Genomic DNA, 26,133 nt, shown 5'->3' with positions numbered 1-26,133 from the left:
CGGTGGGCGCCGCTGCTGTGGCGCCCACCGCGGCATGTCAGCGCACCCGCAGCTGCGCCGCCGATTCACCGAGCTTCTCGCCCTGCGCATCGACGACATACAGCTTGTACGTCCCGACGCTGGCCGGCACGGCGATGGACGTGGCGTCCCCCGCCGCCCTCGTCATCGTCGCGCCCTCCGTGAACGTGCCGGTGCCGGCCGGCGCGAGCCAGACGGCGTTGGCCGCCGCGCCGGCGCTCCTGATCTTGATTGTCGCGGTGCCGGATGCCACCGAGGCGCTCGCCGGGAACACGTAGTCTTGAACCGCGAGCAGGCTGCTGGGGATGATGCCCCGGTGCTGCTCCTGGACGCCGGAGCTCAGGCAGACTTCGTATTGCGCCGCCGGCCACATGTTGTCCGGCACCGCGATCGGCGGGTCGATCCTGCTGTCGGGCGGGTTGACGCCCATCTTGTTCACCGTGGCGTACGTCCTCAGGATGGTGAGGTGGTGCTTGGCCCCGAAATCCTCGCAGTTGATCGTGTATTTCACGCCGGGATCGATGTCGAGCACGTTGTCGTTCTGCGTGATGTACGCGCTGCCCTCGTCGTTGTGCAGGCCGTACGTGGGGCCGCTCGTCGCAGGCGGAATACCCTTGACGTAGTTCTCGTTGATGGTCGTGCCCGGCATCTGACCCAGCGTGTAGACAGCGCCGCTGTCGTGCAGCCTGCTCAACGTATCGATGAATCGATTGTTGTTGATCGCGTTGTCTTTGCACGTGGTCGAGTCGGGGAAGTTCCGCCAGCCCCAGCCCAGGTTGATGCCGTTGTAGGCCGTCTTCTGGATCTGGTTGTAGGTGATCTTCAGGCCATCGACGAAGAACGCGGTGATGCCCGAGTGGCCACCGAAGCCCGGCAGCGAGCTCACGTCGTACAGCAGGTTGTTGCTGATTGTGTCGTTCTTGCAGATGCCTTCGACGCCCGAGCCGAACTTCTGGTGCGGGCCTGTGTCGCCCACGTACAGGTGCTGCGGGTGGCCGACGGTGATGCCGCTGCCGGCGATGTCGGTGATGTAGTTGCCGACGATGCTGGAATTCACGACGTCGTTGACGAAGGAGATGCCCTCGTTGCCGCTGTGCTTCACCACGTTGCCGATGAAGTCGATCGAGTCGGCGTTGTTGACCGTGATCATCCCGGGCAGCGTGTCGGTGATCTCGTACTTGCTGTTGTGCCAGTTGCCGTCGCCGTAAGCGACGTAGATGGTGGCGCCCTGCACCGTCGCTTTGCCGCGCGACGAGCCCACGCTGTACAGGTTGTAGTCGGTGTTGGCGAAGGTGATGCCCTGGAACGTGAGGTTCTCGACGCGGCTGGCCGTGGAGGCGCCGGCGATGTCGATCAGCTTCTCTGCGACGGGCGCCTGCACGTCGGCCTGATCGATGTCTTCGCCCTGCCGCGGGTAGTAGTAGAGGGTGCCCGTCGCCTTGTCGAAATAGAACTGACCAGGTGAGCTCAAGAACTCGCGCGCGTTGTAGATCGTGTGGGTGCCAGAGACGCTGAAGCCCGAGTTCCAACCGGGGGTCTGCGCAATGGCGCCGTAGGGCTGTTGAAAGAGCAGCGCGCGGAAGTTGTCCGGCGTTGTGGTGACATCGCGGACGCAGACGATGTTCTCGTTCCAGGTGGTGCCGTTCACGATCTCGAGGTCGTCCTTGTTGCTGGCGATGGCGGGCACCGCGTCGAGGTCGTACTTGGCGCCGTCGCTGCCGCGGCCGCTCGCCCAGGCCCAGCTTTGCTGCCCGGCCGTCACGCTGTACGTCCCGACCCCGCCGCGCGACGTGACCCGCTTGCTCGTCATCAGGGCACGAGCGTCGTTCACGTACAGGTTGCGCAGCTTCGTCGTTCGGTCCAGCCTGGCCTTGTAGATATTGCCCGCGTCTGGCGTCCATCCGGTCACCTTCGTCGCGCCGCTCAAGACGGGCTTTTCCCCGGGGTAAGCCTGATAGTAGATGCGATGGCCATTCGTGCCCGAGTCCGACGGCGCGAAGGTGATGGCGTCGGTGAGGCTGTACGTGCCAGCCCGGAGGTAAATGTAGATGTCGCCGGTCATGTCGGCGTTGACGGTGCGGACGACGTCGCGCGCCCTGGTGACCGTCTTGAACGGCGCGCTGGCCGTGCCCGGGTTGTCGTCGCTACCGGAAGGCGACACGTAGTACGCCGCCTGCCGCGTCCCTGTCTCGTCTGGAACCTCGCCGCCGCCGCCACCGCCGACGCCGCCCGCTCCTCCACCAGCCATCGCGCCGGCGCCGTCGCTTCCCCCGTCCGCTGCCGCTCCTCCGGCTCCTGCAGCGGCGTCGGCTCCGCCGGTTGCGCTGCTGCCCCCGGCCGACGTGTCGCCGCCGGCCAGGTCGGGGCCCGTCCCGTCCGATGAACAGGCAGCCAGCCCGGCGAACGCCGTGAGTGACGCGGCGACCAGCAGCTTGACGTGACGAACGGTTGAATCGTGACTCTCACGCATGATTTTTGCCTCGAACGCCAGGTGAGCCAGCCGCCTGCGCGGAGCACCGCGCCGCTTCCAGATCACGTCGACTCGGTGAGGATTGAGGAACCGACCCGCAGCGATGCTGCCGCGAGCCCTGCCAGCGCCTCGCGAAGCAGCGGTACATCGCGAAGCAGCGACGCCGGCCGAGCGCGTCCGCCGGCACGCCCCTCCCCTGCATGCGCCTCACCTGGAGCCAGCAGCCCGACAGGCACCGTGAACGCGCACGAGGAGAGAGCCCCGGCGCGCATGACGCACCTGTCCAGGGCAACGCCAGAGAATACCTGGCGCAAATGTGAACGTTCACATGACTGGCGTCAACCGAAATGGACGGGCGCGCGGATGTCCTCGATCCGGCGGGATGCGCAGCGGCGGCCGGCCGAGGCGCCCCGACAACCGACGCCCGGGCGGTAGAAGGCGCATTCTACGTCCTGGCCTCCCGAGCGGCCGGAGGCGCCCACCGCCAGGCCAGGACCACGATGAGCGTCGTGCACGCGATCTCGATCGTCGCGAAGAAGAGATAATAGCCTGTGGCCGAGCCGATCGAGAGCGTCCCCGCGACGGCCGCGGTCTTGATGATGCCGGCGACGATGTTGGCCCACCGGTTGGCCCGATGCGGCAAGACGCGCGACAAGAGCGTCATCGCGATCGGGATCTCCATGAGCACGGCGGCGCCGAAGAGGAGCTCGCGGGTGATCCGGAGCGAGTCGACCTGGCCGCGCAGGTACTGCGTCAGGAGCGTGGAGTCCATCAGCCCCATGACGTCGGCATACAGGTAGTTGAACATCGCGAAGACCCACAGCGCCGAGAGGAGGCCTTTCATGTCCCGGGGCGGCGGGGAGATCGCGGCGGACGGCGTCGAGAGCGTGCGTTCGGTGCTCGGCATGCCGCCAGCGTAGCGGCTCATCCACGTTCAGTTGCTGATTGAATCGGCAGATCCGCTGTGCAACAGTGCACAGGTGGACTGGGACGACCTGCGGCACGTGCTCGCCCTCTCGCGGCACCGGACGCTGAGCCGAGCCGGCGTCGAGCTGCGGACGACCCACACGACGGTGGCGCGCCGCATCCGGGCCCTCGAGGAGCGCCTGGGGGTCCGGCTCTTCGCGCAGATGCCCGACGGCTACGAGGCCACGGCGGCGGGCCAGGACGCGGTGGAGGTCGCCGAGCGGACAGAGGCCGAGTTGCTTGCGCTCGAAGCGCGCGTGCTCGGCCGGGATGCGCAGCTCCAGGGAAAGCTGCGCGTGTCCACGATGGACATGCTCTTTCGCGTGTACCAGCCGGCGTTCTCGTCGTTCGCCGAGCGCTACCCGGGCATCGAGCTGACGGTCGCCGCCGGCGACAGCGAGGTCAGCCTGCCGCGCCGCGAGGCGGACGTCGTGCTGCGCATGACGAGCTCGCCCCTGGAGCACCTCGTGGGACGCAAGGTCGGCCGCATCCAGTTCGCTGTGTACGCGAGCAAGGCCCTCGTCGAGCGCGCGGGACCGCAGGCGAGCTACTCCGACTTCCCCTGGATCCACTGGGACGAGCGGCTCGACCCGCGCTGGCTCGACGCGTGGCTGGCGGCGAACGTACCGGACGCGCGCATCGCGATGCGGGTGGATTTCAGCTCGATGGCGATCCACGAGGCTGTCGCCGCCGGCGTGGGCGCGCACTTCCTCGCCTGTATCGCGGCGGACGGCGACCCGCGGCTCGCGCGCATCGGCCCGATCGACCCCGCGCACGACCGCGATCTCTGGCTCCTCACGCTCCCTGAGCTGAAGAACGTGAACCGCATCCGCGCGTTCATGGATCACATGGCCGAGGCCCTGTCGGTCTGACGCCGCGCTCGCACGCCGCTCGGGCTGCTGTCCGTGTCCGCCCCGCGGATGCGCGCGAGGGCCGAGGCCTGGTCCGAAAAGGGCAGCCGTGAAGCGGTTTGGGGCAGCCCCGCCCTGAGCGCCCGCGGCGCGCCCCGCCGCAGGGGGCGGCGCGCGCGGCCCCCCCTTACTTGCCGCCCTCGACCGGGAGCCCCTCGGCCCGCATCGCCCCCTGCACCGCGGGGCGCGCGGCCACCCGCCGCTGGAACGCGAGCAAGTTGGGGAAGGCCGACAGGTCGAGCTTGACGAAATTGGACCAGCTCGTGACCGTGAAAAGGTAGGCGTCGACCACGGTGAACTGCTCGCCGAACAGGTAGGGCCCCTTCGCGAGCGCCGCCTCGATCACGCCGTAGCGCTTGCGCAGGTACTCTTCGCGCTCTTGCCGCTGCTCGGGCGAGGTCTTCGGGTTGAAGAGCGGGCTGTAGGACTTGTGCAGCTCAGCGTTGATGTACCCGAGCATCTCTTGCACGCGGTAGCGAGCCATCGTGCCCGGCGGCGGCACGAGCTTCGCTTCGGGCTTCTGGTCGGCCAGGTACTGAACGATGGCCGGCCCCTCGGTCAAGACCTCGCCGCCGTCGAGCTCGAGCGCGGGGACGTACCCCTTCGCGTTGATGGCCGAGAAATCGCGGCCCGACGACGTCTTCTTGGACGCGAGGTCGACCTTGTCGAGCGTCAGCTCGATGCCGACCTCGCGGGCGACGATGTGCGGAGACAGAGAACAGGCACCTGGAGAGAAATACAATTTCATAGAAGCATCCCTCGAATGATGTTGTGCTGGTGAGAACCCGAACGAACCCGCCCCGGCGACGCGCCCCCGGGCGTTCGGGGCGGCGATGGGCCGGCGCCATCGAGACCGGCAAGCTAGCGCGCGAAGTTACTCCTGGATACTGGCCAGGTGCCGGATCCCTGAAAAAGGGGTATCTTCGGGGTTACCCATGGCACTGCCGGTACGAAAGAATCGCGTCCCCCCGCCGCCCCTCTGCCCGCTGACGCTGTGCATGGCGCTCTTGCGCGGGGCCTGGGCGCCGAACGTCATCTGGTCGCTCAGCGGGCAGCCGCGCCGGTTCGGCGAGCTGCGCGTCGACATCCCGCCGATCTCGGCGCGGGTGCTGAGCGCGCGCCTGCGCGAGCTCGAGGCCAGGGGCATGGTCAGCCGCCGCGTCATGCCCACCTCGCCGCCCTCGGTCGAGTACGAGCTCACCCCGCTCGGCCAAGAGCTGGTGCCCGCGCTCCGTGCCATCGTCGAGGTCGGCAGAAAGCTCAACATCCGGGAGCCTCACACCTTGCCAGGGCCCGGGGCGCGCTCGCGCAGGCGCGCGGCCGCCCCGGCGCGGAGCCACGCCGACTGAGAGCGGGGCCGGGCCCCTCGCACCCGCTCGGCCGGCGCCGGACGGGCGCTCGCCATCGCGAGAGCGGCGCCCTAAACCACCGTGGGGCCAGCGTGATGGTCTGGAGCTCCGGGACATCTTCCGAGATTCACCGCTGCCGGTATTTTGTGATCTCCAGGCACACGATGAACGGCAGGACCGCTCGAGCTGGGCCGGCTCGACCTGGGCAAGGAGCTCCCGCTGCCAAAGCGCTTGTATGGCCGCGAGCGCGAGCTCGCCGCGTCGCTCGACTACCCGACGACCCTGCGGAGCCTCGCGTCGCTCGTCGTTCCCACGCTCGCCGCGTGGTGCTTCATCGACGTGATCGAGGAGGACGGACAGATCCGGCGCGTGGCCGAGAAGCACGCCGATCCTGCAAAGGAGATGGCGCTCCGCGCGCTGCACGAGCGGGATCCGCCTGACTGGACCTCACCCCAGCTGTCGACCGGCGTGCTCACCTCCGGCGTGCCTGTCGTGCTGCCGGGGCTCACGGAGGCCGTCGTGCAATTTCATCGCCGAGACGACGAGCGCGCCCGGCTTCTCCGCGAGATCGGGGCGCACAGCGCCATGGCCGTGCCGCTGATCGCTCGGGGAAGGACGCTGGGGGCCGTCACCATGGGCACCGCGGACCCGACACGCTCGTACGGGCCTTCGGAGCTGGCCGTTGCCGAGGAGCTGGCGCGTCGAGCCGCGATGGCTGTCGACAACGCCCGTCTCTACCGCGACGCCCAGGAGGGGATGCGCGTGCGCGAGGAGTTCATCACCGTCGCCTCCCACGAGCTGAGGACCCCGATCGCCGCGATGAGGTTGGCCATTCAGGGGCTCTTGCGACGGAAGCGCGAGCCCGCGACCGTGGAGCAGATCACGCGCGCCTTGTGGACCACGGAGCGGCAGATCGATCGGCTCCAGCGCCTGATCGACGAGCTGCTCGACGTCTCCCGGATCCATGCCCATGCCGGTCGGATCCCTCTCCACCTCGAGCAGGTCGACCTCGCCGCTGTCGTGCGCGAGGCCGTCGAGCCGTTCCGCGAGCGCATGGCGCAATCCCGCTCGCCGCTCCACGTGCACGCCGAGGCGCCCGTCGTCGGGACGTGGGATCGATTCAGGCTGGAGCAGGTGATAGCGAACCTTCTCGACAATGCCTTCAAGTTCGGCGCCGGCGAGCCCGTCTCGATCAGCGTTGCACGGCGGAACGGCGTGGCACAGCTCACGGTGGAGGACCGCGGCATCGGCATCCCGCCCGCGCGCGTCGCCTGCGTGTTCGAGCGCTTCGAGCGCGCCGTGTCGACGCGCAACTACGGAGGATTCGGGCTCGGCCTCTACATCGTTCGACGGATCGTGGAGGCGCTCGGCGGCGCGGTTCGTGTCGACAGCACGCCGGGCGCGGGATCGACGTTCACCGTCGAGCTGCCCTGCGCGGGACCGCCCGCGATCACGCTGGATAGAGAGTGAAGGCCGTCCACCGAGAACCGGCGCGACGCCGGAGGCGCTCCGCGGGCAGGCCGCCGAGGGCGGCGTCCCGGGTCCGGGCAGCCGTGAAATCCTGCTCCGCTGCGGCGTCCGCCCGCCGCTCGATGAGAAGATGGGCTCCACGACCGGCGCAGCGCGCTTGCGCCCCCTGCACGGAGACCCATGCTGAATACCCTCCTTGTTCGACATGCGCTGTCGTCGCGCACGCGCGCGGCCCCGCGGTGGACGCGGGCTGGCCTGACCGAGCGCCGCCCGCGGCGCGGCGCAGCGCAGGACGCCGCGAGGCGCTGCGCCGCGGGCGCGCTGCTCCTCCTGGGCCTGATCCTGGCTCCGCGCTCGGCCGCCGCGACCGAGGTCTCGGACGAGCTCCAGCTCGGGCAGCCGGCGCCTGTCGCCGCGCCCGGCGTCCAGACCGCGCCGGCGGCGGCGTGCGGCGCGGGCGGGTGCCTCGCGCTCTGGGAAGAGACGAGCGGCTTCCCCGGGAACGTGCTCGGGCGCCGCATCCTCGACGGTGCGCTGGTCGACCCATGGACGTTCGAGGTGACGCCGCGGTCCGGGCCCCAGGCCAGGCCTGCCATCGCGGCCGGCGGCCCTGGGTACCTCGTGATCTGGGCCGAGGCCGCCGGCGGCGGCGACAAGCGCTTGCTGGCCTTGCGGCTCGACCACGACGGCGCCGCGCTCGACGCGGAGCCCCTCCTCGTCGCCGAGGAACACCGGCTCGACGGCGCCGCCGTGGCCTCCGACGGCGCCACGTTCCTCGTCGTGTGGAACACGCCGAACGACCGGCGGGCCCGGCGCGTCGGCGGAGACGGCGCGCTCCTCGACGAGGCCCCGATCGACGTCGCGGGGACCACGCACGGCGGGGGACCGCCGGCCGTCGCGTACGACGGGACCAACTACCTCGTCGCCTGGAGCGGCCCCCGTGGAACGGAAAGCGACCACGTCCGCGGCGCGCGCGTGACGCCGACGGGCGTGGCCCTCGATCCCGAGAGCTTCACCATCTCCCTCTCCTCCTCGTCCACCTCGACCTCCCCCCGCGATCGCCCGGCGGTCGCGTGCCGCCCCGGCGAGTGCCTCGTCGCGTGGCTCGATGCCAGCGAAGGCACCCCGGGCGTCGTCGCGGCGCGCGTGACGTCGGAGGGTACGGTGCTCGACGCCGCCGGGACTTCCCTCGTGCAGGGCAAGAGCTGGCGTGGGCCGTTCGCCATCGCGGCGGACAGCTCCGGCTACCTCGTGGTCGTGGGGTACTCGCACCACGACGACGCCACGGGCGTGGGGGAGCACCGGGCGTCGGCGATGCGCGTGGACGGCGATACAGGGCTGCCCGACGCCGCGCTGACGCTCCTGTCGACGACCCCGGAGCCCGACGCGGAGGTCGCGGCGGCCTTCGACGGCGCGGCCTACCTCGTCGCGTGGGCCGACGCGCAGAGCGCCTCCTCGCAGAGGAACCCGGACATCCATGCTGCGCGCCTGTCGCCCGGGGGCGCGCGCCTCGAAGGCAACGTCCTGCTCTCGGATGTGCCGAGCGATCAGCGCGGCGTCGCCGCGGCCCCCTCCGGCGACGGCTTCCTCGCGGCGTGGAGCGAAGAGCGCACGGACGGAGAGCGGGGAAGGGAGCTCCGCGTCGCCTGGACCGCCCCTGAGGGCGTGGTCCAGGGCGCGCCCTCGGTGCTCGCGACCGCGAACAACATTGGGGAGCCGGCGGTCGCGTTCGACGGCGCCCAGCACGCCGTCGTGCACATTCAGGACCAGACGCTCGAAGGGGCGCTCCTCGACCCCACGGGTCAGGCCCGCGCGCTCGACCTCTCCGCGTGGAACGAAACGACGCCGGAATCTCCGCGCCTCGCCTTGGACGGCAACGATTTCGTGATGGCGAGCCGCTTCCGCGGGCCCTCCGACGCCGGCGGCGTGCAGATCGGGCGGATCCGCGCCGACGGCAGGGTGACAGGACCGATCGAGCTCGACGTGGAGCAGGAGCCCTCTGCTCCGGACATCGCCTGCGACAGCGGGATCTGTATGGTCGTCTGGACGGCGTTCAACAGCGGGGAGCTCGAGGCGCGCTCTCTGCGCGGGTACACGGCCGCCCGGCTGCGTGCATTGCCCTCCTTCAACGCCGGGCCGAACACGCGGCCTCGCGTCGCGCAGGGCGGCGGCCGGTTCCTGATCGTGTGGGGCGGACCGCGCGCGGACTCGGCGGTCCACGCCGCGCTCGTCGCGCCGGACGGGGAGCTCCTCGCGCAGGCCGATATCCCGACGACCGACGGCGATGCGGTGGTGCACGAGCCGGCGGTCGCGTTCGACGGGGAGCGGTTCGTCGTGGCCTGGATCGAGCAGCGGTACAGGAAGGTGGGGGAGCTGGAAGCGTGCGACGTCTTCGCCGTGCGGCTCTCGACGACAGGAGAGGTCTCGGCGCCGTTCGCGGTGACCGACACGCCGTCGGTGGTGGAGGAGAAGCTGCAGGTCGCCTCGAACGGGGCCGGGCGAACGCTCGTCGCCCATGACGCCTACGAGATCATCTGGGGAGACACGAGAGGTCATCGCGTCGCGGCTTACGTCCTCAGCGATGAGGTGGCGCCCGACGGCGGCGCTGGCGGCGCTGGCGGCGACGGCCCGGGCGGTGGTGAAGGCGAAGGCGGCGGCGGGGACGCTGCTGCGCACGACGAGGGGTGCGGGTGCCGGGTGGCCGGCGCGGCGGCGGGAGACAGCCCGGTGGCCGCGATCGCGGGGCTCGCGCTCTGCCTGGCGGCGGCCGCCGCGCGGCCGCGATCGCGCCGGGCAGCGCGCTGGCACGCGGGCTCCCGCCGCGCCGCCGGCTGGGCTACCCTGCGGTAGAGAGGGGTCGGGAGCACGATGGGGACGCCGGGCGCAAAGCGGGGGCATCGGACCGTGGCGATCGACACGCAGGGGGTGCTGGCGCCGTCCCCCGCTGGGCCGGTCCCCACGCCCACACCGATGCCCTTCCTGGCGCAGCTCTCGGTGGGCAGGGGTCCAAACGCCTTTGCAAAGGCAAGTGCCCGCTCGCCCCAACGTTCGGTTGACATCATCGCACAACAACGACGTGGTCGTGCCACCCGGAAGACCCTGGTAATTTTAGCGGGCAAGCGTATCCCGTTGGGCTCAGCGGTCACCGCTCCAGTGTACGCGCCTCCGGAGTGGCCTCGATTTGAAACAAGACCATCACGCGATCGTTCCGGATGGCGTCTTCTCGAAGAACAGGTCCGGCAGGTGTTGTCTGGAGAGACCCTTGTCCCTTCCGCGGAGGCGCTCGCGGGGATTGTCCGAAGGGACAGCCCGGCCGGCGGCAGCCGCCCGCCGCCGCCGCGGCCCGCGTCGCCGCCGCGCTGCCGCCGCGTGACGCGCTCGCCAGCGCGGCGGCTGGGAGCCTGGACGGCTCCTCCTTCAGGCGTAAGAGAAAGCTCGCGCGCGGGTCATGAGCGACGTTTTGTCCGTAAAATGCCCCCTCACCATCCAATTCGCTCTGGCGCCTCGGAGACGCATCGCCGAGGAGGTCTGCTCCAGCATCGGCGGCCCTGCGGGCGAGGTGATCCGCGAGAGGCTGAAACCGCCAACGGGGCAATAGCCGGCCGTCACGACCCGCGCGTCGCGCGAAGGCAGAAGGAGATGCGCCGTGAAGACAGGCGAAAACGCTGACTGGCCACGTTCCCTTGGCCCTGCCGCCGCGTTGTTTACGAGCTATTTCCTCCTGGCCGTGCTGGGTCTCGGGTGGGCGACGGTCCGCGGCGCCGCCTCCCCTGTGTTTCCCGCCGCGGGGGTCGCGCTCGCCGGGCTCCTCCTCGGGGGCACGAGGCTGTGGCCGGCGGTGTTCGCCGGGACGATGGCCGCGTTCCTCGTGGAAGCGCCCTCTCTCCCGCTGTGGGTCAAGGCCGCCCTTGCTTCCGGGAACACGCTGGCAGCTCTGGGCGGCGCGTGGGCGCTGCGTCGCGCTCGCCTGCGGCCGGCGCTCACGCGCCTGACCGACGTGCTCGTCGTCAGCGCCGCCGCCCTGGGCAGCTCGGCCGTCTCCGCCACGACAGCGGCCTTCGCGCTGGCCGGCGCGTTCGACAAGGGCTTCATGCAGGCTCTCGTGACATGGCTCGACTGGTGGGCCGGCGACGTGACGGGGGTGATCGTGGCGGCGCCCCTCGTGCTGAGCTGGGCGCGTGGCGAGCCGGTCGGCCGGGACAGGGGGCGGTGGCTGCACCTCGCGCTGTGCATGGCGGCTGCCTGGGCCCTGGCCAGGCTGAGCTTCGGGCCTGAATCCTCCGGCATGGTCCGCCCATGGCTGACGTTTCCCGCCCTGACCTGGGCCGCATTGACGTGGGGCGTTCGAGGCGCGACAGCGGCGATGCTCCCCGTCGCGGCCGTCGCGATCCACGCCACGACCCACGGGCACGGGCCGTTCGGCCCCCCTGAGGCGCTGCAGTTCGCGCTGCTCCAGGAGTTCATCGGCGCTACCACCCTGACCACGCTGGTGCTGGCTGTCGTCGCCGACGAGAGACGCAACAGCGAGACCGTCCGGGGCGCGCTGGAATCGCGGGCCGAGGGCAGGCAGGAGGAGTTTCGCGTGCTTCACCCCCGGCGGGGCGAGCAGTGGATCCTCGACCTTGTGCACATCCGCCGCGACGCGGCCGGGCGAGCGATCGGCGTTGGCGGCATCGACCTGGACGTCACCGACAGCAAGCGGACGGGGACGGCGCTGCGGGAGAACGAGGCGCGGCTGCGGCTGGCGCTGCGCGCCGGGCAGACAGGCGTGTGGGACTGGGATCTCGTCACAGGCCGCGTCGTCTGGTCCGACGAGGTGTGCGACATCTTCGGGATCCCGCCTGGCACGTTCGAGGGGACGCTCGAGGCGTTCGAGCGGAGGATTCACCCCGACGACCGGATGCGGGTCCGGGCGGAGACGGAAGCGGCCATCAAGGGGCGGGCGGGCTCTACGACCGAGTTCCGCATCGTCCGCCCCGACGGGCAGATCCGCTGGGTCACGGACCTCGGCACCGTCGAGCACGACGAGGCAGGACAGCCTCGTTCCATGATCGGCATGGTCACCGACATCACGGAGAAGCGAGCGGCCGCGGACGCGATACGAGAGAGCGAGGAGCGATTCCGCAACATCGCCGACAACTCCCCCGTGATGATATGGGTGACCGGGCCCGACGCCTGTTGCACCTACCTCAACAAGGTATGGTCCGATTTCACGGGACAGGCCCAGGCCGCCGGCCTCGGGTTCAGCTGGCTCGACATGCTTCATCCGGAGGACGTCGAGCGCTCGGCGAGCATCTTCCGCGCCGCCAACGCGGCGCGGGAGCCGTTCCGCCTCGATTACCGCCTCCGCCACCGTGACGGGCAGTACCGGTGGTGCATCGACGCTGCGGCCCCGCGGTTCAGCCCGAGCGGCGAGTTTCTCGGTTATGTCGGCTCGGTCATCGATATCACCGACCGCAAGCAGGCCGAGGAGGAGCGGGCGCGCCTGCTCGAGGTCGAGCAGGCCGCGCGCAGCGAGGCCGAGCGGGCGAACCGGCTGAAGGACGAGTTCCTCTCGACGGTCAGTCACGAGCTGCGCACCCCGCTCACCGCCATCCTCGGCTGGGCGCACCTCCTGCGCCGTCGGGTGAGCTGCGAGGACGAGAACCTCGGCAAGGGACTCGCTGTCATCGACCGCAACGCCCGCGCGCAGGCGCAGCTCATCGAGGACCTGCTCGACATGGGCCGCATCACGTCTGGCAAGATCCGTCTGGACGTGCAGCCTCTGGACCTGCACGAGGTGGTCGGCGCGGCCGTCTCGTCCGTCGCGCCCTCGGCGGAGGCGAAAGGGATCCAGCTCGAAAACATCTCGAGCCCCGCCGTGGGCGTGACGCGCGGCGACCCGAGCCGGCTGCAACAGGTGGTGTGGAACCTCCTGAGCAATGCCATCAAGTTCACCCCGGAGGGCGGGCGCGTGCAGGTGAAGGTCTCCCGCGCCGGCGATCACGTCGGAATCACCGTCTCGGACACCGGAGAAGGCATCAAGCCCGATTTCCTCCCCTGTGTCTTCGAGCGTTTCCGCCAGGCCGACGCCTCGACGACGCGGCGGCACGGCGGGCTGGGCCTGGGGCTCGCCATCGTGAAGCACCTTGTCGAGCTCCACGGCGGCACCGTGCGGGCGACGAGCGCCGGCGTGGGAAAGGGCACGACCTTCACCGTGGAGCTCCCGCTCGGCGTCGCCCACGCCCCGGCGGAGGGCGCCGCGGACGGGCGGGAGGTCGACGCCCGGGCGAGCGGCGACAACCTCTGCGAGCTCTCCGACCTGAGCGGCATCTCGGTGCTCTTCGTGGACGACGCCCCGGATACCCGCGACATGGTCAGGGCCTTCGTCGAGGAAGGCAAGGCGCGCGTCAGGCTCGCAGGATCAGGGGAAGAGGCGCTGAGGCTGCTCGAGCTGGAGAGGCCGGACGTGCTCGTGAGCGATATCGGGATGCGCGGGATGGATGGCTACGAGCTCATCCGCCGGATCCGGTCGCTGCCGCAGGAGCGCGGCGGGGACGTGCCGGCGCTGGCGCTCACCGCCTACGCCGGAAACGAGGACCGAACCAGAGCGCTGCTCGCCGGCTTCCAGACGCACCTTGCGAAGCCGATCCAGCCGACGGAGCTCATGGCGGCCATCGAGGTACTGGCAGCGCGCGGCGCGAGAAAGGCGCGGCCGCAGGCAGGCAACGGGGGGCCGCCCTAGCCATGGAAGAGCACGAGACGGCTGGCTGCTCGCCGTGGCCTGGCGTGAACAGGAGAAGCGCAGCGACCTGCTGGTGCTCGATGCCTGGACCTTCCCGCTGGCCCGTCGCTGTCGCCCGCTTGCCGCACCGCGTGCCATTCGGGTCCCACGGCAACTGGCGGCCCAGCGCGTAACGCGGTCCGGGATGCCGTTCGCGGCTGAAGCCACCGCTGCTGCATGCCGCCGAGCACGGCGAGGCAGGGCCGAGTCCACCTGAGACGCGGTGACGCGCGGCCCCGCCGCGGGCGACCCCACGCGGGGCCTATCAGGGGTTCCGGCGCGTGCCCGAACGCCGATCGCTGGTGCTCACCGAGATGACGACGCGGCGGCGTGGCCGCGACGCCGCCTGCGGCTCCCCTTGCTGCGGCGGCCCCTGCGTCGCCTGGTGCTGTTCAGGCGTATGCGACGCCTCGTGGTGGTGCTGCGGCCTGCTGTGCGACGCCTCGTGGTGGTGCTGCGGCCTGTGCGACGCCTCGTGGTGGTGCTGCGGCCTGTGCGGCGCCTCGTGGTGGTGCTGCGGCCTGTGCGCCGCCTGGTGCTGCGGCCTGTGCGCCGCCTCGTGGTGGTGCTGCGGCCTGTGCGCGGCCTGGTGCTGCGCGGGCCGTTGCGCCGTCGCATGCTGGGCCGGCCGATGGTCTGGCCCATGCTGCTGGGGTCGCTGGCTCGCCTCGTACTGCACCGGCGGTTGTCCCGAGGGGTGCTGCGGGGGCCTCCGGGCAGGCGCGTTGCCCGCGTGCTGCTGCCTCCGGTCAGGCCCGGCGTTCTGCGGCCTTTGCCCTGCTCCGTGTTGCTGCGGCCTTGGCCCGCCCCCGTTCCCGGCATGCGCAGCCGGCCTCTCCGCCTGACGCGGCCGGTCCCGCGGATCGGTCGTTCGCCCCTCGGTCGTTCGCCCCTCGGGCGCGGGCGGTTGGGCCGTCTTCGGCGCTCCCCGCATGCTGATGCCCTGACGCTCGCGGCGCTTGCGCTCGTCGTGGTTCGCGTCGCCGATGAGGTCGAGCACGGCGCGGGTATCCACCCTTCGCTCGGAGACCCGATGGCGGCCGGTCAATCGGGTCTCCGGGGTGAGCGCGCTGCTGGCGTAGAGCTCCCACATCTCCTCGCCATAGGCGGGTCGCCGTTGCTCGGGCACGAAGCGCGCGAGGAAGCGATGGAGATTGTCGACGTCACGGAGCAGGAGCTTCCTGGCGTTCTGGTTCCTCGCGGCGTCCACCGATTGGGGGAAGTCGATGATCACCGGCCCGTCGGCGCTCATGAGCACGTTGAAGTCCGACAGATCGCCGTGCACGACGCCGGCGCACAACATCCGCACGACCTCGCCGATCAGGCGATGGTAGACCCACGTGGCCTGATCTCGGTCGAGGCTCGTCTCGGCGAGGCGAGGCGCGGGGCTGCCGTCGGCGTCGACGACCAGCTCCATCACGAGCACGCCGTCGATCGCCTGGTACGGCGTCGGCACGCGGACGCCTGCGCCGCGCAGGCGGTAGATCATGTCGACCTCGGTCGAGCGCCAGGCGGCTTCGTCCTGAGCCCGGCCGTGGCGCGAGCGTTTGTCCATCGCGCGCTGGTCGCGGCTGTTGCGCACCTTGCGGCCCTCGGTGTACGCCGCGCGGTTCTTGAAGCTGCGGTTCTGCGCGTCCTTGTAGACCTTCGCGACGCGCAGCTCGCCGCCCGACCGGACGAGGAAGACAACCGCTTCCTTTCCGCTCATCAGAGGCCGCACAACCTCGTCGATGAGCCCTTCGTCGACCAGCGACGCGAGGTTGCTCGGAATTTGCATGTTCTCGTGGGTTTTCGTTTCGTGGGAGGAAAAATCTCCCGGCGTCCTCTTGCCGCAAAAGATGGTGCGCTGCAACCGTATCGGACGCTCCGGCGGCTGCGTCGCGCGCTGGCCGCCGCGGCGCGTCGACCGTCCGCTGTCCGCACGCTCACCCTCATCGAGTCCGCCATGCAGCCGCCCGCGATCCGAGCGCCGCGGCGGTGGTTCGCCCGCGCCGCATTTGCGCGCCGCGGCTCGCGCGGGGGAGCTCACGCGGAGCGCGCGGGGGAAGGCCACGTTTTCCCCTTCCCGCTGCAAGCGTATACCAGACATAGGGGCTTGCTGGAAGCCCCGGATCATGCCGCACACTCCCTGGCCATGACAAAGCACGCAGTGGTCATTGCTGGTGGGGGGCCGACGGGGCTGATGCTGGCGGGGGAGCTCGCGCTGGCGCGGGTGGACGTCGCCATCGTCGAGCGGCGCGAGAGCCAGGAGCTCGCGGGGTCGCGCGCAGGTGGGCTGCACGCACGCACGATCGAGGTGCTCGATCAGCGCGGGATTGCTGATCGCTTCCTCGCGGAAGGGAAGATCGCTCAGACAGCGTCGTTCGCGACGACGCCCCTCGACATCAGCGACTTTCCGACGCGCCACAACTACGGGCTGGCGCTGTGGCAGAAGCACTTCGAGCGCATCCTCGCCGCGTGGGTCGCGGAGCTCGGGGTGCCGATCTACCGCGGGTGTGAGGTGACGGGGTTCGCCCAGGAGGACGCCGGGGTCGATGTCGCGCTGTCCGACGGGCTGTCGCTGCGGGCGGCGTACCTCGTCGGATGTGACGGTGGGCGCAGCCTGATCCGCAAGAAGACAGGGATCGGCTTCCCGGGGTGGGAGCCGTCGGTCAGCTACCTGGTCGCCGAGTGCGAGATGGTCGAGCCGGCGCTGGGCATCCGCCAGGGGGACAAGGGTGTCTATGGCATCGGGCCGCTCGAGGACGGCAAGCGGGCGCGGGCGGTGCTGTGCGAGAGGGAGATCCGGCAAGACGAGGAGCCGACCGTGGACGACCTGCGCGAGGCGCTCGTCGCCTCCTACGGGACCGACTTCGGGGTGCACGGCGTCACGTGGCTCTCGCGGTTCAGCGATGCGACCCGGCAGGCGGCGTCGTACAGGGAGCGGCGGGTGCTGCTGGCAGGCGATGCGGCGCACGTGCACTCCCCGGCGAACGGGCAAGGGCTCAACCTCGGGGTGCAGGACGCGGTGAACCTGGGGTGGAAGCTGGCGCAGGTGGTCCACGGGACCTCGCCGGAGAGCCTGCTTGATACATACCAGGCCGAGCGGCACCCGGTCGGGGCGCGGGTGCTCAAGCACACCATGGCGGCGACCGCTGTCCATCGGGGCGACGAGCGGACGAAGGCCCTGCGCGAGACAATGGCCGAGCTGTTGATGCTGGAGGAGGCGCGCAAGCGGTACGCCGGGCTGATCTCGGGTCTGGACATCCGCTACGACCTCGGCCCGGGACACCCGCTGCTCGGCCGCCGCATGCCCGATCTGGACGTGGAGACCGAGGGCGGGCCACGGCGGATGTTCACGCTGCTGCACGAGGCCCGGCCGGTGCTGCTCGACCTCGGTGAGCCCGGGGCCCTCGATCTCGGTCCCTGGGCGCATCGGGTGAAGCGGGTCGACGCGCTGTACGCCGGGGCGTGGGCGCTCCCGGTGCTCGGCGCGGTCGCGGCGCCCAGGGCCGTGTTGATCCGGCCCGATGGATACGTCGCGTGGGTGGGAGACGGCACGGACCAGGGCCTTCGTGAGGCCCTGACCACGTGGTTCGGTCCGCCCACGGGGGCGTAGCTGGAGGCGATGACGCCACCCAGGTCCCGAGGCCGGCACCCTGGCGCCACTTCGTAAATAGTCTTGCCTAAGCCCCTCCTCTGATGTAAACACACGGAAAGCACGGGCTGAAGAGCTTCATGACCGTCGTGACGGGAGGCAGAGAGCGCTTCCCTTGTGGTGAGGTCGCGCTCACGAGCGGTCAGCAGGCGCTGCACGAGAAGGTCGTCGATCGGTGGATTCGATGAGCTGAGCGATCGAGGGGAAGACAGCCGGCCGACGCTGCTGCGCGCGACGCGCGTCGCGCCGGCTGCCCTGGCCCCTCGGGACTCCCGGGCACGCTCGGCGATGTTCGCCAGGTGCCGCCGCAGCACGTCCCCATTGATGGGACGACCGAAGACTGGGGTTTACCCGGAGGCGTCCGCGCGGCTGGGCCGAGAGAGGCTCGGGGCGAGGCGCTTCGAGTTCGCGGACTTGGAGCATTTTTCAGGAGGACGACAATGAGCCGGAAACCGGTGATCTTGGGATTCATGGGCAACCGCGGCAGCTTTCCCACCGATTTCGCCGTGGAGGGCGCCCAGGCCACGGCCTCCGTGGTGCGGGGGCTGCTCGGCGATGCAGTGGAATACGTCGACCTGGGCAATGTAGAGACCTATGCAGACGCCAAGCGTGCCGCGGCAAAGGCGCAGGAGCACCGCGCCGGGGTGGACGGCGGCGGGGCCATCGGGGTCGTCTGCTCGATGTACAACTTCTCGGACGAGAACGGCATCCGGGACTTCCTGCGCCTGGCGGATCTGAACGTACCCGTCTTGATTCACACAGAGCCAGACGTGCGCGGTCAGGGCAAGATGGGACAGCGAGGGCGCCGGGACGGAGCTTGTGGTCGCTTCTCCGCGACCAACGCCCTGCGCCACATCGGCTATCCCTACACCCTCACCTCGAAGCACTGCGAAGCTGTCGACTCGGTCGCCTTCGCCGACGACCTGCGGGCGTTTCACGCCACCTGCGTGCTGGCCTCGAAGTTTCGTCGGCGAGGGCGAGGCGTGCGCCTCGGCCTGGTCGGCTCCGGGCCGGACGATTTCCAGACCGTGACCACCGTGTCCACCGAGCTGCTGGGGCACCTGGGCTTGAGCACCGTGGGGCTGGAGCTGATCGCCCTCGATCGCCAGATGCGCAACGTGCCTCCGTCGCGCCTGTCGTCGAAGAAAGACGAGATTCGCGAGCACTTCGGGGCCGAGGAGGTGCCCTCGGCGTCGCTGGACGCCATCGGGCGGATGGGCGTCGTCTTCGACCGCTTCGTCGAGGAGAACGACCTCGACGGCATCGCCGTGCGCTGCTGGACGGAGATGCAGAAGTACCAGGTGGGAGGCGAGGTGGGGGTCATGCCCTGCACCTGCATGAGCATGCTCTCCGAGCGCCTGCTGCCCGCCGCCTGCGAGACCGACATTGCCGGCTGGATGGGCATGTACATGCTGCAGAGCGCCTCGGGGCTGATCCCGGTCCTGGGGGACTGGAACAACATGTTCGACGACGAGAAGCAGGAGGTGGATCTCTTCCACTGTGGGGTGTGGGCCAAGAGCGTGATGCACCCAGGCTCCAGGATCACCGAGCACCAGATCCTGGCGGACGTGGTGGGGCGGGAGAACAGCTGGGGAGCCGTCGACGGAGACCTCAAGCCCGGGACCTGCGCGTTCTTGCGCCCCTGTACCAACGCGCGTGAAGGCAAGATCTTCATGTACGGCGGCGTGGGCCAGGTGAAGGAAGAGCGCATCCAGACCTTCGGAACGCGCGGGCGCGTGTACATCCCGGAGATCCAGAGGCTCTTCCGCTACGTCACCGATCCGCGGCGGGCGGTGGAGCACCACACAGCGTTGGTCGTGGGGACCCGGCGTGCCATCGCCACGACGATGAAGGCCGTCCGGGACGCCTTGCCTTACATCAACGCCCAGGCGGGGCTCAACGGGTCCGGCCTGGAGCTCGTCGAGTATTACGAGCACACGACGGTCGAGCATCTGTGACAGGAGCTCGGTGCCCGGGGCCGCTACCGCGGCCGTCCGCGCCGGCGGCGGAGCTCGCCTTCAGCCATGCATCGCGGGGAATGCCTACGTGAGGTTCGTGAGCGGCCCGGTGCAGTACGCCAGCGAGCCGAACCTGGTCCGGGGGTCGCCGAACAGGTTCAAGATCGAGACGAGCAGGTTGTTGTGCGGGAGGCTCGGGTACCGGACCCAGCGCCCGGTCCGCAGGCCCCCGCCGCCGCCGGCCAGCAGGAACGGCATGTTCGCCTTGCTGTGGGACGCCGGATCCGAGATCTCGGAGCCGAAGAAGACGACGCTCTCGTCGAGCAGCGAGTGCCCGCCCATGTCGACCTTCTCCATCTCCTGCAAGAGATAGAGGTGCTGCTCCGAGTACCAGGTGTGGATGAGCTCGCACTCGGCCGGCCTGAAGCCGCCGTTATGCTGGTAGAAGTGGTGGTTATTGGCCAGGTTCAGCCACGGGAACGTGTGCTTCGCCTCGGTGTCGCTCCACTGCAGGGTGCCGACCGCGGTGATGTCGCAGGCGAGCGCCATCACCAGCATGTCCGTCATCAGCTTGCCCACCTTGGGGATCGCCGCGTCGGTCGAGCTGTCCACGATCGAGCCGTTGTCGTCCGCGTTGAGCCCCGTGAGCGGGTTATAGTCCGACGTGTCGACAAGATCCGGGGGCTGGCAGGCGCTCGTCGCGGCCGGCAGGCTGCTGAGGCTCACCTCGATCTCGCGGATCTTCGTGAGGTGCTGGTCGATCTTCTGCCGGTCGGCGGCGCCGAGCCGCGCGGACAGGGTCGCGTAGCGCCGGTCGAGGAAGTCGAGGATGGATCGCTTCCGCGCGAGGCGGACGGCGGCGTCGTCGCTGGCGCCGGGGTCCAGCGTGCCGAAGAGATCGGTGAAGATATCCACCGGATCGAGGCGCGGCGGGATGGGGCTGTACGGCGCGGTGCCCTCGAAATTGGCGATGTTCATCGGCGACATCAGGCCGTGCGACTTGCCCGTCGCCCAGCGCACAGCGAGCTGGAGGCTCGCCTTCGCCTTCTGACCGGCGGAGATCCGGGAGGCGATCACCTGATCGATGGACGGCCCGCTCGCGTAGCCGGTCGCTTCAATCATCTGCTCCGTGCCCGTGAGCCAGGCGATGATCCCGCTCTGGTGCTGCTCCCCGCGCGCGCTCTTCATGTCGAGGCCATCGACGACGAGCAGCCGGTCCTGCACCGGCGCGAGCGGCGCCAGGATGGGACCCAGGGTGAAGCTCGTCTCGGTGCCGGTCGGAAGCCAGCGGTCGATCACGGTCCCGCCGGGCGTGTAGACGGCGAGGAAGCGCCGGGCGGGCGCGGGTTGCGCGCGCGCCGGGCGCTCGGTTCCCATGACCTCCAGCCACGGCAGCGCGATGGCGATGGCGCCGGCGCCTCGCAGCATGGCACGTCGGCTCAAGCGGAGTTTCGACATGATGACCACCCCCTATCGTGCAGCCGTGTAGTGAAAAGGATCCGTCTTCGTGAGCTCGATCAGGAGCTGCTTCACTTTGTGCCACGGACGAACCGCGGACCACGGGGTTCGTCGTGTTCGTGGCTGTCGCGCGCTGGGCGACGCCCTCCGCGACGGTGCCCGGCCGCTCGGCCAAGAGGCTCGAGACCGCCAGCGTGTCCGCGTCGTTGCCAAAGCGATCTCCGACGTCCTCGCCCGGCAGCGGGAAGGCCGACCCCGTCGTGCCGCCGAAGAGGTCGCGCACGCTGTTGTTGTGGTTTCAACGATGGCAGTAGCAGATCGCCATCGGACCGGCTCACCACGAGAGTAGATATTGCCGGAGCGAAGTTTTTCTGTCGCAGCGTGAGCCTGCGGCTCGCCGCGACGTGGATCCCTGCCGCGCTACCGGCGCGCGGTCCGGGAGGAGCGCGCCCCCCGCGCGCGAGGAGGTCGCCGGCATCGCCGCACGCCTGGCGCCGACGAGGGCACCCCGGCCGGCGTGCTCGCGCCGCGCTCAATCATTGCATCGGCGCAGGCGCAGGCGCAGGCGCAGGCGCAGGCGCAGCGTCCGGCGCAGGCGCCGCGTCAGGCGCGGGCGCGGGCTCCGGGGCCGGCGCAGGCGCAGGCGCAGACTCCGGGGCCGGCGCAGGCGCAGGCTCCGGGGCCGGCGCAGGCGCAGGCGCTGGCGCGGGCTCCGCCTTGGTCGGCACCGGCCTGCAGGGCACGCAGGGCGGCAGCCCTGGCACCTTCGAGCCCACGGCATAGGAGAGCGTGAGCAGGAGGTTGTTCTGCACCTGCCACGCATCGATGAGCTGCGGCTGGCGCACGACATGGAGCTGGTAGTCGAGGGACGCCCACTCCACGAGCTTGAAGGAGAGCCCCCCGACGATGTCGACGTTCATGAGGTCCAGCGCGCCGCGCTCGTCGCCTGCGTCCAGATCCGAATACACGATCGGCAAGAGGGCGGCGATGCCCGCCCTGTACGTGATCTGCTTCTCACGGAGCGCGCCCGAGGCCTCGATGACAGCCTCGGCGCCGAGCTGGTTATAGCTCGAGAGCTCGCTCACCTCGACATCGGGCGTCCCGTCGTCGTCCCCCAGGGCGAGCACGCCCGACGTGATGACCTCCTGCGCGCCAGCGCCGGCGCGAGCCTCGACAAGAATGGACTCCCGATTGACAGGCTGGACGAAGACGCCGAGCGACTGCTTGAGCGTCACTGGCTGGAACGGATCGCTCAGGTGAAGGCGCGTCCCGGTGATCGCCTCGGTCGTCCCGTCTGCGCGCGTGATCGCGTAGGTCGTCGGCGTCGAGCGCGGGTCGCTGCCAGGGAACATCTGCGTATCGAGGGCGAAGCGGCCGAACGGCCCGAACCAGGGCACGACGTGGTAAAGGTAAATGGCCTCGAAGGCGAGCGCGTCGCGCGTCTTGACCCATGTATCCAGGGCCGGCGTGCGCGTCACGCCAGCGCCAGCCCCGAGCGTCATGCGGAGCTCATGGGCGGCCTGATTGAAGTCGAGGGAGCCCTCCAGCATGAAGCCTGCGGACACGCCTGTCCCGTCTGCCTGCCCGACGACGCTGCGGTTGTTGGCCAGGTTGAACGTGCCGCCGAGGAGCAACCCCGGTGACCAGCCCTCCACGCGCCCCGGATCGGTCGCAGGCGCTTCGACGTACTTGGTCTCCACGGAGGGCGCCGACTGCGCAGAGGCTCCACGAGCGAGGAGACCGGCCACGGCGCACGCTGATGCTACGACCCCGAAGCGTTCGGGAGAGATTTTCATGAGATACCCTCGACGATTGTACTGATCCAGGTGCAAACACGGGGCCTATAGCACAGAGAGTCTTCGGTGAGGGTAGAACGTAAAAATAATCCCAAAGCGCTCGGTATGATCGAGAAACGGCTGGGGTTCACGTAAGCTCACCTCGCCCACGCCTTCTGTCACGAACGACGCTGCTTGGAGGAGATGGGGCCAAGGCCGCTCCTCTCCAGTCGTTCGTCGCGCCACGCCGGGCCGCCGTCACCGGGGCGTCCGGCAATCATGGTGGTCCCGGGTCGAACGGCGAAGTTGGGCGCCACGTAGGCGATGCCGACGGATGCGCCGCCCAGCCCGCCGCCGGCGTCGCCTCCGCGACCGCCGTTGCTGGCAGTACTACTCCTTCCTCCAGGACGTCACCACCGGCGTGTCGTGCACCGCCTGGGCTGCACCGACGATGGGTATGATCAGTTCATGTCCGGCCCCATCCCGCGCTTCACGAGCGTGTCCGACGGCAAGCTCAACAACTGGTGGCTCCACTTCCTCGACTGCCGTGCTCTTCTGACCCGCTGGGAGACATGAGGTCCACGCGCCGGCACCGGGCACAGGCGCGCCGGACGCGGGCGTGGCTGTCTGGGCGGCGGAGAGCTCCCCCGCGCCCCCGCCTCATCCCCCCGCGCGCCCGGCCTCGAGCGCGCCTTCCTCTCGCCGCCTCGCCTGCCGGTACGCGACGGGGCTCACGCCGTGGGCGCGGGCGAAGGCGCGCGCGAACGCGGGCTCGCTGTCGTAGCCGACGCGGGCGGCGACGACCTTCACCGGGAGCGTCGTCTCGCCGAGCAGCACCGCGGCGCGCGAGAGGCGCAGGCGGCGCAGGTGATGGCCGAGCGGCTCGCCGAGGAGCGCCGTCGCGCGCGCCGCGAACGCCGAGCGCGAGAGCCCCGCCTGGCGCGCGAGGTCCGCGAGCTCCCACGCGCGCTCGGGCGAGGCGCGCACCCGCGCGAGCGTGGCCGCGATCGGCTCGTCCCGGAGCGCCTCCCGCCGCGGCAGCGCCGCCCCGGGGTCGCGCAGCGCGCTCGCGAACAGCGCGTGCCCCCACGCCTCGCCGACAGCGCGGCGCAGCGCCGGCGACAGATCCGGCGCCCCGGCGAGCAGCGCCAGCGTCTCGTTGAGCCAGCGCGCCAGCCCGGGCGCCTCCGCCGTGACATGCACCGCCGGCGGCAGCAGCGCGAGCCAGGGCGCGCCCGCCGCGTCGAGGTGCAGGTCGACGATCACGAGCCGCGTCTCCGGCGCGGCCGCCGTCGCCAGGGCGCCGTCGCCGACCGCGCGCATCCCGACGCAGACGGCCTCCGGGTGCGCGAGCGGCGTCGACGGCCGATCGCGGACGGCGTGCTCGTCGGCGCGCGGCAGGAACACGAGCTCTCCCGGGCCCAGCGCGAGCCGCCGGCCCATCACGTCGACCCAGCCGCCGCCGTGCATCGCCGCGTACACCCGGGCGGACGCGCGCTGCGCCGGCCGCCGCTTGCCCCAGCGATCGCCGAGCGCGAAGCGCAGCACCTCGGTCTCGCGGACCACGACGCTCCGGGCCAGCTCGTCGAAGGCGGCGGACATGGCGCCATCGACTCTACGGCGCGCGACGGCCGGCGCCAACCCTGGACGCGCGGATCGCGGAGCCGGACGCCCGGCGATCGCGGCGTCCCTACGCTGGGCCTCGTCACAACGCACGACGGCCTCGCCGCCACGAAAGGAACGATCCCGATGGACCACCTCAGCCCGCAATCCCCGCCGCATGCATCACCCGAGCCCCCGCCGCTCACCGCCGCGCAGGCGCTCGACGCGCACCTCGCCCTCATCGGCCGCGACCCGGAGCGCTGGCTCGACCTCTTCGCCGACGACGCTGTCGTGGAGTTCCCGTATGCGCCCGCGCTCGGCGCGCCGGCCGTGCTCGAGGGCAAGGCGGCCATCCGGCGCCACTTCGAGGGCATGCTGGAGCGCTTTCGCGACCTCTCGCTCCGGGACCTGCGCCGTTACCCGACGACCGATCCCGACGTCGCGCTCGCCGAGGTGCACGGCTCGGCGACCATCCTGCCCGCGGGCAGGCGCTACGAGCAGGACTACGTGATGCTCGTCGTCACGAGGAACGGCAAGGTCGCGCGGTACCGCGAGTACTGGAATCCGGCGCCCGCGCTCGAGGCCTTCGGCGACATCGACGCGCACGCCGGCGCGGCCTCCGGCGCGGCCTCCGGCGCGGCCTCCGGCGCGGCCTCCGGCGCGGCCTCCGGCGCGGATCGCGCGGTGGCGCCGTGAGCGCGCGCGCTGACAGCGGCGCTCCGCGCGTCCTGCTGACCGGCGGGACCGGCACCACCGGGCGCGCCATCGCCGCGCGGCTCGAGGCCGCCGGCGCGCGCGTCCGCGTCGCGAGCCGAGCGGCGCCTGCCCCGCGCGAGGGCCTGGAGCACGCGCGCTTCGACTGGGCCGATCCCGCGACGCACGACGCCGCGCTCCGCGGCGTCGATCGCGCGTACCTCGTCGCGCCCGCGGCCGTCGAGGACCCCTCGGCGCTCATGCTGCCCTTCGTCGGCCGCGCGCTCGCCGCCGGGGTTCGCCGCCTCGTGCTGCTCAGCGCGTCGGCCGTGCCGGAGGGGGCCCCCGGGATCGGCGCCGTCCACCGCGCGCTGCGCGAGCGCGCGCCGGAGTGGACCGTCCTGCGACCCTCGTGGTTCATGCAGAACTTCATCGACCCGCGCCACCCGCACTTCGCCGCGATCGCCGCCCGCGGCGAGATCACGACCGCGACGGGCGGCGGCCGCGTCGGCTTCGTCGACGCCGACGACATCGCGGGGGTCGCCGCGCGCGCGCTCCTCGACGACACGCCGCATGACACGGCGCACGTCATCACCGGTCCGGAGGCGCTCAGCTACGATGACGTGACGGCCATCCTCTCCGAGGTCGCCGGCCGCGCGATACGCCACGTCCGCGCCGACGAGGACGCCGCCCGCGCGCACCTCGTCCAGGGGGGCATGCCCGCGGCCTACGCCGCGTTCCTCGTGCGGCTCGATCTCGCCATCCGCGATGGGGCCGAAGACCGCGTGACCGACACAGTCCAGCGCGTGACCGGCCGCGCGCCGCGCGCCTTCCGCGACGTCGCGCGCGCCCACGCGCACGTCTTCCGCGATCCGCCCGCCGCGCGCCGCGACGGCGCGACGGCGTGAGCTCCCCGATCGACCGGGCCGGGCCATGAGCCCTGGGCCCGCCGCGCGCCGCGCGCCGCGCAAAGCAGCCTTGCGGGCTCCACAGGACAATCGTCCTCGCGCCGTGGATCACGCCTGGCGTCCGCATGGCCGAGCTCTTGTGATGGGGTCCGGTG

At 70.8% G+C, this 26,133-nt stretch carries 14 protein-coding genes and 3 pseudogenes; 9 read left to right on the top strand and 8 right to left on the bottom strand.

Going from position 1 to position 26,133, the window contains the following annotated elements; translation table 11 throughout:
* Positions 1–43: 43 nt before the first annotated feature.
* Both WMF42_RS03975 and WMF42_RS03970 read right to left on the bottom strand, forming a co-directional pair.
* Positions 44–2,185 (bottom strand): annotated as a pseudogene (locus WMF42_RS03975) (right-handed parallel beta-helix repeat-containing protein); the annotation flags it as partial.
* 748 nt (positions 2,186–2,933) lie between these two features.
* The gene (locus WMF42_RS03970) at positions 2,934–3,395 is read right to left on the bottom strand and encodes a DUF6326 family protein (RefSeq protein WP_199693938.1); all 462 of its coding nucleotides are present in this window, start codon (positions 3,393–3,395) and stop codon (positions 2,934–2,936) included.
* A 73-nt stretch (positions 3,396–3,468) separates the two neighbouring features.
* On the opposite strand from WMF42_RS03970, the gene WMF42_RS03965 reads away from it, so the two are divergent.
* Positions 3,469–4,326 (top strand): LysR family transcriptional regulator, encoded by an 858-nt coding sequence (locus WMF42_RS03965; RefSeq protein ID WP_437690266.1) that lies wholly within the window; start codon positions 3,469–3,471, stop codon positions 4,324–4,326.
* A gap of 166 nt (positions 4,327–4,492) precedes the next feature.
* On the opposite strand, the gene gstA is transcribed toward WMF42_RS03965, so the two are convergent.
* Positions 4,493–5,113: a glutathione transferase GstA gene (gstA, locus tag WMF42_RS03960; RefSeq protein WP_061610665.1), complete on the bottom strand. Its 621-nt coding sequence runs from the start codon at positions 5,111–5,113 to the stop codon at positions 4,493–4,495.
* A 187-nt stretch (positions 5,114–5,300) separates the two neighbouring features.
* Between gstA and WMF42_RS03955 the strand changes: the two genes are divergently transcribed.
* The 4 genes from WMF42_RS03955 to WMF42_RS03940 all read left to right on the top strand — a co-directional run bounded on the left by WMF42_RS03955 (position 5,301) and on the right by WMF42_RS03940 (position 13,908).
* Positions 5,301–5,714: a winged helix-turn-helix transcriptional regulator gene (locus WMF42_RS03955; RefSeq protein ID WP_061610664.1), complete on the top strand. Its 414-nt coding sequence runs from the start codon at positions 5,301–5,303 to the stop codon at positions 5,712–5,714.
* Between the two features lie 231 nt (positions 5,715–5,945).
* A complete protein-coding gene (locus tag WMF42_RS03950) occupies positions 5,946–7,184 on the top strand; it encodes a GAF domain-containing sensor histidine kinase (protein ID WP_437690263.1) in 1,239 nt (412 codons plus the stop codon).
* A gap of 180 nt (positions 7,185–7,364) precedes the next feature.
* Positions 7,365–10,034 carry a hypothetical protein gene (locus tag WMF42_RS03945; RefSeq protein WP_437690261.1) on the top strand — a complete coding sequence of 890 codons (2,670 nt, stop codon included), beginning with the start codon at positions 7,365–7,367 and terminating at the stop codon, positions 10,032–10,034.
* An 850-nt stretch (positions 10,035–10,884) separates the two neighbouring features.
* Positions 10,885–13,908 carry a hybrid sensor histidine kinase/response regulator gene (locus WMF42_RS03940; RefSeq protein WP_437690259.1) on the top strand — a complete coding sequence of 1,008 codons (3,024 nt, stop codon included), beginning with the start codon at positions 10,885–10,887 and terminating at the stop codon, positions 13,906–13,908.
* A 934-nt stretch (positions 13,909–14,842) separates the two neighbouring features.
* Here WMF42_RS03940 and WMF42_RS03935 read toward each other — a convergent pair.
* A pseudogene (locus WMF42_RS03935) lies at positions 14,843–15,724 on the bottom strand (PA4780 family RIO1-like protein kinase); the annotation flags it as partial.
* Between the two features lie 357 nt (positions 15,725–16,081).
* On the opposite strand from WMF42_RS03935, the gene WMF42_RS03930 reads away from it, so the two are divergent.
* Together WMF42_RS03930 and WMF42_RS03925 are read left to right on the top strand one after the other, a co-directional pair.
* Positions 16,082–17,545, top strand: a complete 1,464-nt coding sequence (locus tag WMF42_RS03930) for an FAD-dependent monooxygenase (RefSeq protein WP_437690257.1) — start codon at positions 16,082–16,084, stop codon at positions 17,543–17,545.
* Positions 17,546–18,024: 479 nt separating this feature from the next.
* A complete protein-coding gene (locus WMF42_RS03925; RefSeq protein WP_437690256.1) occupies positions 18,025–19,542 on the top strand; it encodes an L-fucose/L-arabinose isomerase family protein in 1,518 nt (505 codons plus the stop codon).
* A gap of 84 nt (positions 19,543–19,626) precedes the next feature.
* Here the strand turns inward: WMF42_RS03925 and WMF42_RS03920 are convergent, their stop codons facing one another.
* The 4 genes and pseudogenes from WMF42_RS03920 to WMF42_RS03905 all read right to left on the bottom strand — a co-directional run bounded on the left by WMF42_RS03920 (position 19,627) and on the right by WMF42_RS03905 (position 24,377).
* On the bottom strand, positions 19,627–20,970 hold the full coding sequence (locus tag WMF42_RS03920; RefSeq protein WP_437690254.1) for a DUF1552 domain-containing protein: 1,344 nt from the start codon (positions 20,968–20,970) through the stop codon (positions 19,627–19,629).
* Positions 20,971–21,136: 166 nt separating this feature from the next.
* Positions 21,137–21,283: pseudogene (locus WMF42_RS03915) on the bottom strand (DUF1587 domain-containing protein); the annotation flags it as partial.
* A 253-nt stretch (positions 21,284–21,536) separates the two neighbouring features.
* Positions 21,537–22,700 (bottom strand): hypothetical protein, encoded by a 1,164-nt coding sequence (locus tag WMF42_RS03910; protein ID WP_437690252.1) that lies wholly within the window; start codon positions 22,698–22,700, stop codon positions 21,537–21,539.
* A gap of 735 nt (positions 22,701–23,435) precedes the next feature.
* Positions 23,436–24,377 carry a helix-turn-helix domain-containing protein gene (locus WMF42_RS03905; RefSeq protein ID WP_437690250.1) on the bottom strand — a complete coding sequence of 314 codons (942 nt, stop codon included), beginning with the start codon at positions 24,375–24,377 and terminating at the stop codon, positions 23,436–23,438.
* A gap of 147 nt (positions 24,378–24,524) precedes the next feature.
* Between WMF42_RS03905 and WMF42_RS03900 the strand changes: the two genes are divergently transcribed.
* Both WMF42_RS03900 and WMF42_RS03895 read left to right on the top strand, forming a co-directional pair.
* Positions 24,525–25,073, top strand: coding sequence for a nuclear transport factor 2 family protein (locus tag WMF42_RS03900; protein WP_437690248.1), 549 nt, complete (start codon positions 24,525–24,527; stop codon positions 25,071–25,073).
* Positions 25,070–25,978 (top strand): NmrA family NAD(P)-binding protein, encoded by a 909-nt coding sequence (locus tag WMF42_RS03895; RefSeq protein ID WP_437690246.1) that lies wholly within the window; start codon positions 25,070–25,072, stop codon positions 25,976–25,978. Before WMF42_RS03900 ends, WMF42_RS03895 begins: the two co-directional genes overlap by 4 nt.
* Positions 25,979–26,133 lie beyond the last annotated feature (155 nt).

This window comes from Sorangium sp. So ce176, assembly GCF_051519835.1.
Taxonomy (GTDB): Bacteria; Myxococcota_A; Polyangia; order Polyangiales; family Polyangiaceae; genus Sorangium; species Sorangium cellulosum_G.
Note: the sequence above shows the minus strand (reverse complement) of the source record. Positions and strands in the feature narration are given on the sequence as shown.

Coding starts and splice junctions, on each gene's coding strand:
- WMF42_RS03930 (WP_437690257.1), top strand. CDS start 16,082: ATGACAAAGCACGCAGTGGTCATTGCTGGTGGGGGGCCGACGGGGCTG.
- WMF42_RS03970 (WP_199693938.1), bottom strand. CDS start 3,395: ATGCCGAGCACCGAACGCACGCTCTCGACGCCGTCCGCCGCGATCTCC.
- WMF42_RS03925 (WP_437690256.1), top strand. CDS start 18,025: ATGAGCCGGAAACCGGTGATCTTGGGATTCATGGGCAACCGCGGCAGC.
- WMF42_RS03920 (WP_437690254.1), bottom strand. CDS start 20,970: ATGCTGCGAGGCGCCGGCGCCATCGCCATCGCGCTGCCGTGGCTGGAG.
- WMF42_RS03945 (WP_437690261.1), top strand. CDS start 7,365: ATGCTGAATACCCTCCTTGTTCGACATGCGCTGTCGTCGCGCACGCGC.
- WMF42_RS03905 (WP_437690250.1), bottom strand. CDS start 24,377: ATGTCCGCCGCCTTCGACGAGCTGGCCCGGAGCGTCGTGGTCCGCGAG.
- WMF42_RS03900 (WP_437690248.1), top strand. CDS start 24,525: ATGGACCACCTCAGCCCGCAATCCCCGCCGCATGCATCACCCGAGCCC.
- WMF42_RS03955 (WP_061610664.1), top strand. CDS start 5,301: ATGGCACTGCCGGTACGAAAGAATCGCGTCCCCCCGCCGCCCCTCTGC.
- gstA (WP_061610665.1), bottom strand. CDS start 5,113: ATGAAATTGTATTTCTCTCCAGGTGCCTGTTCTCTGTCTCCGCACATC.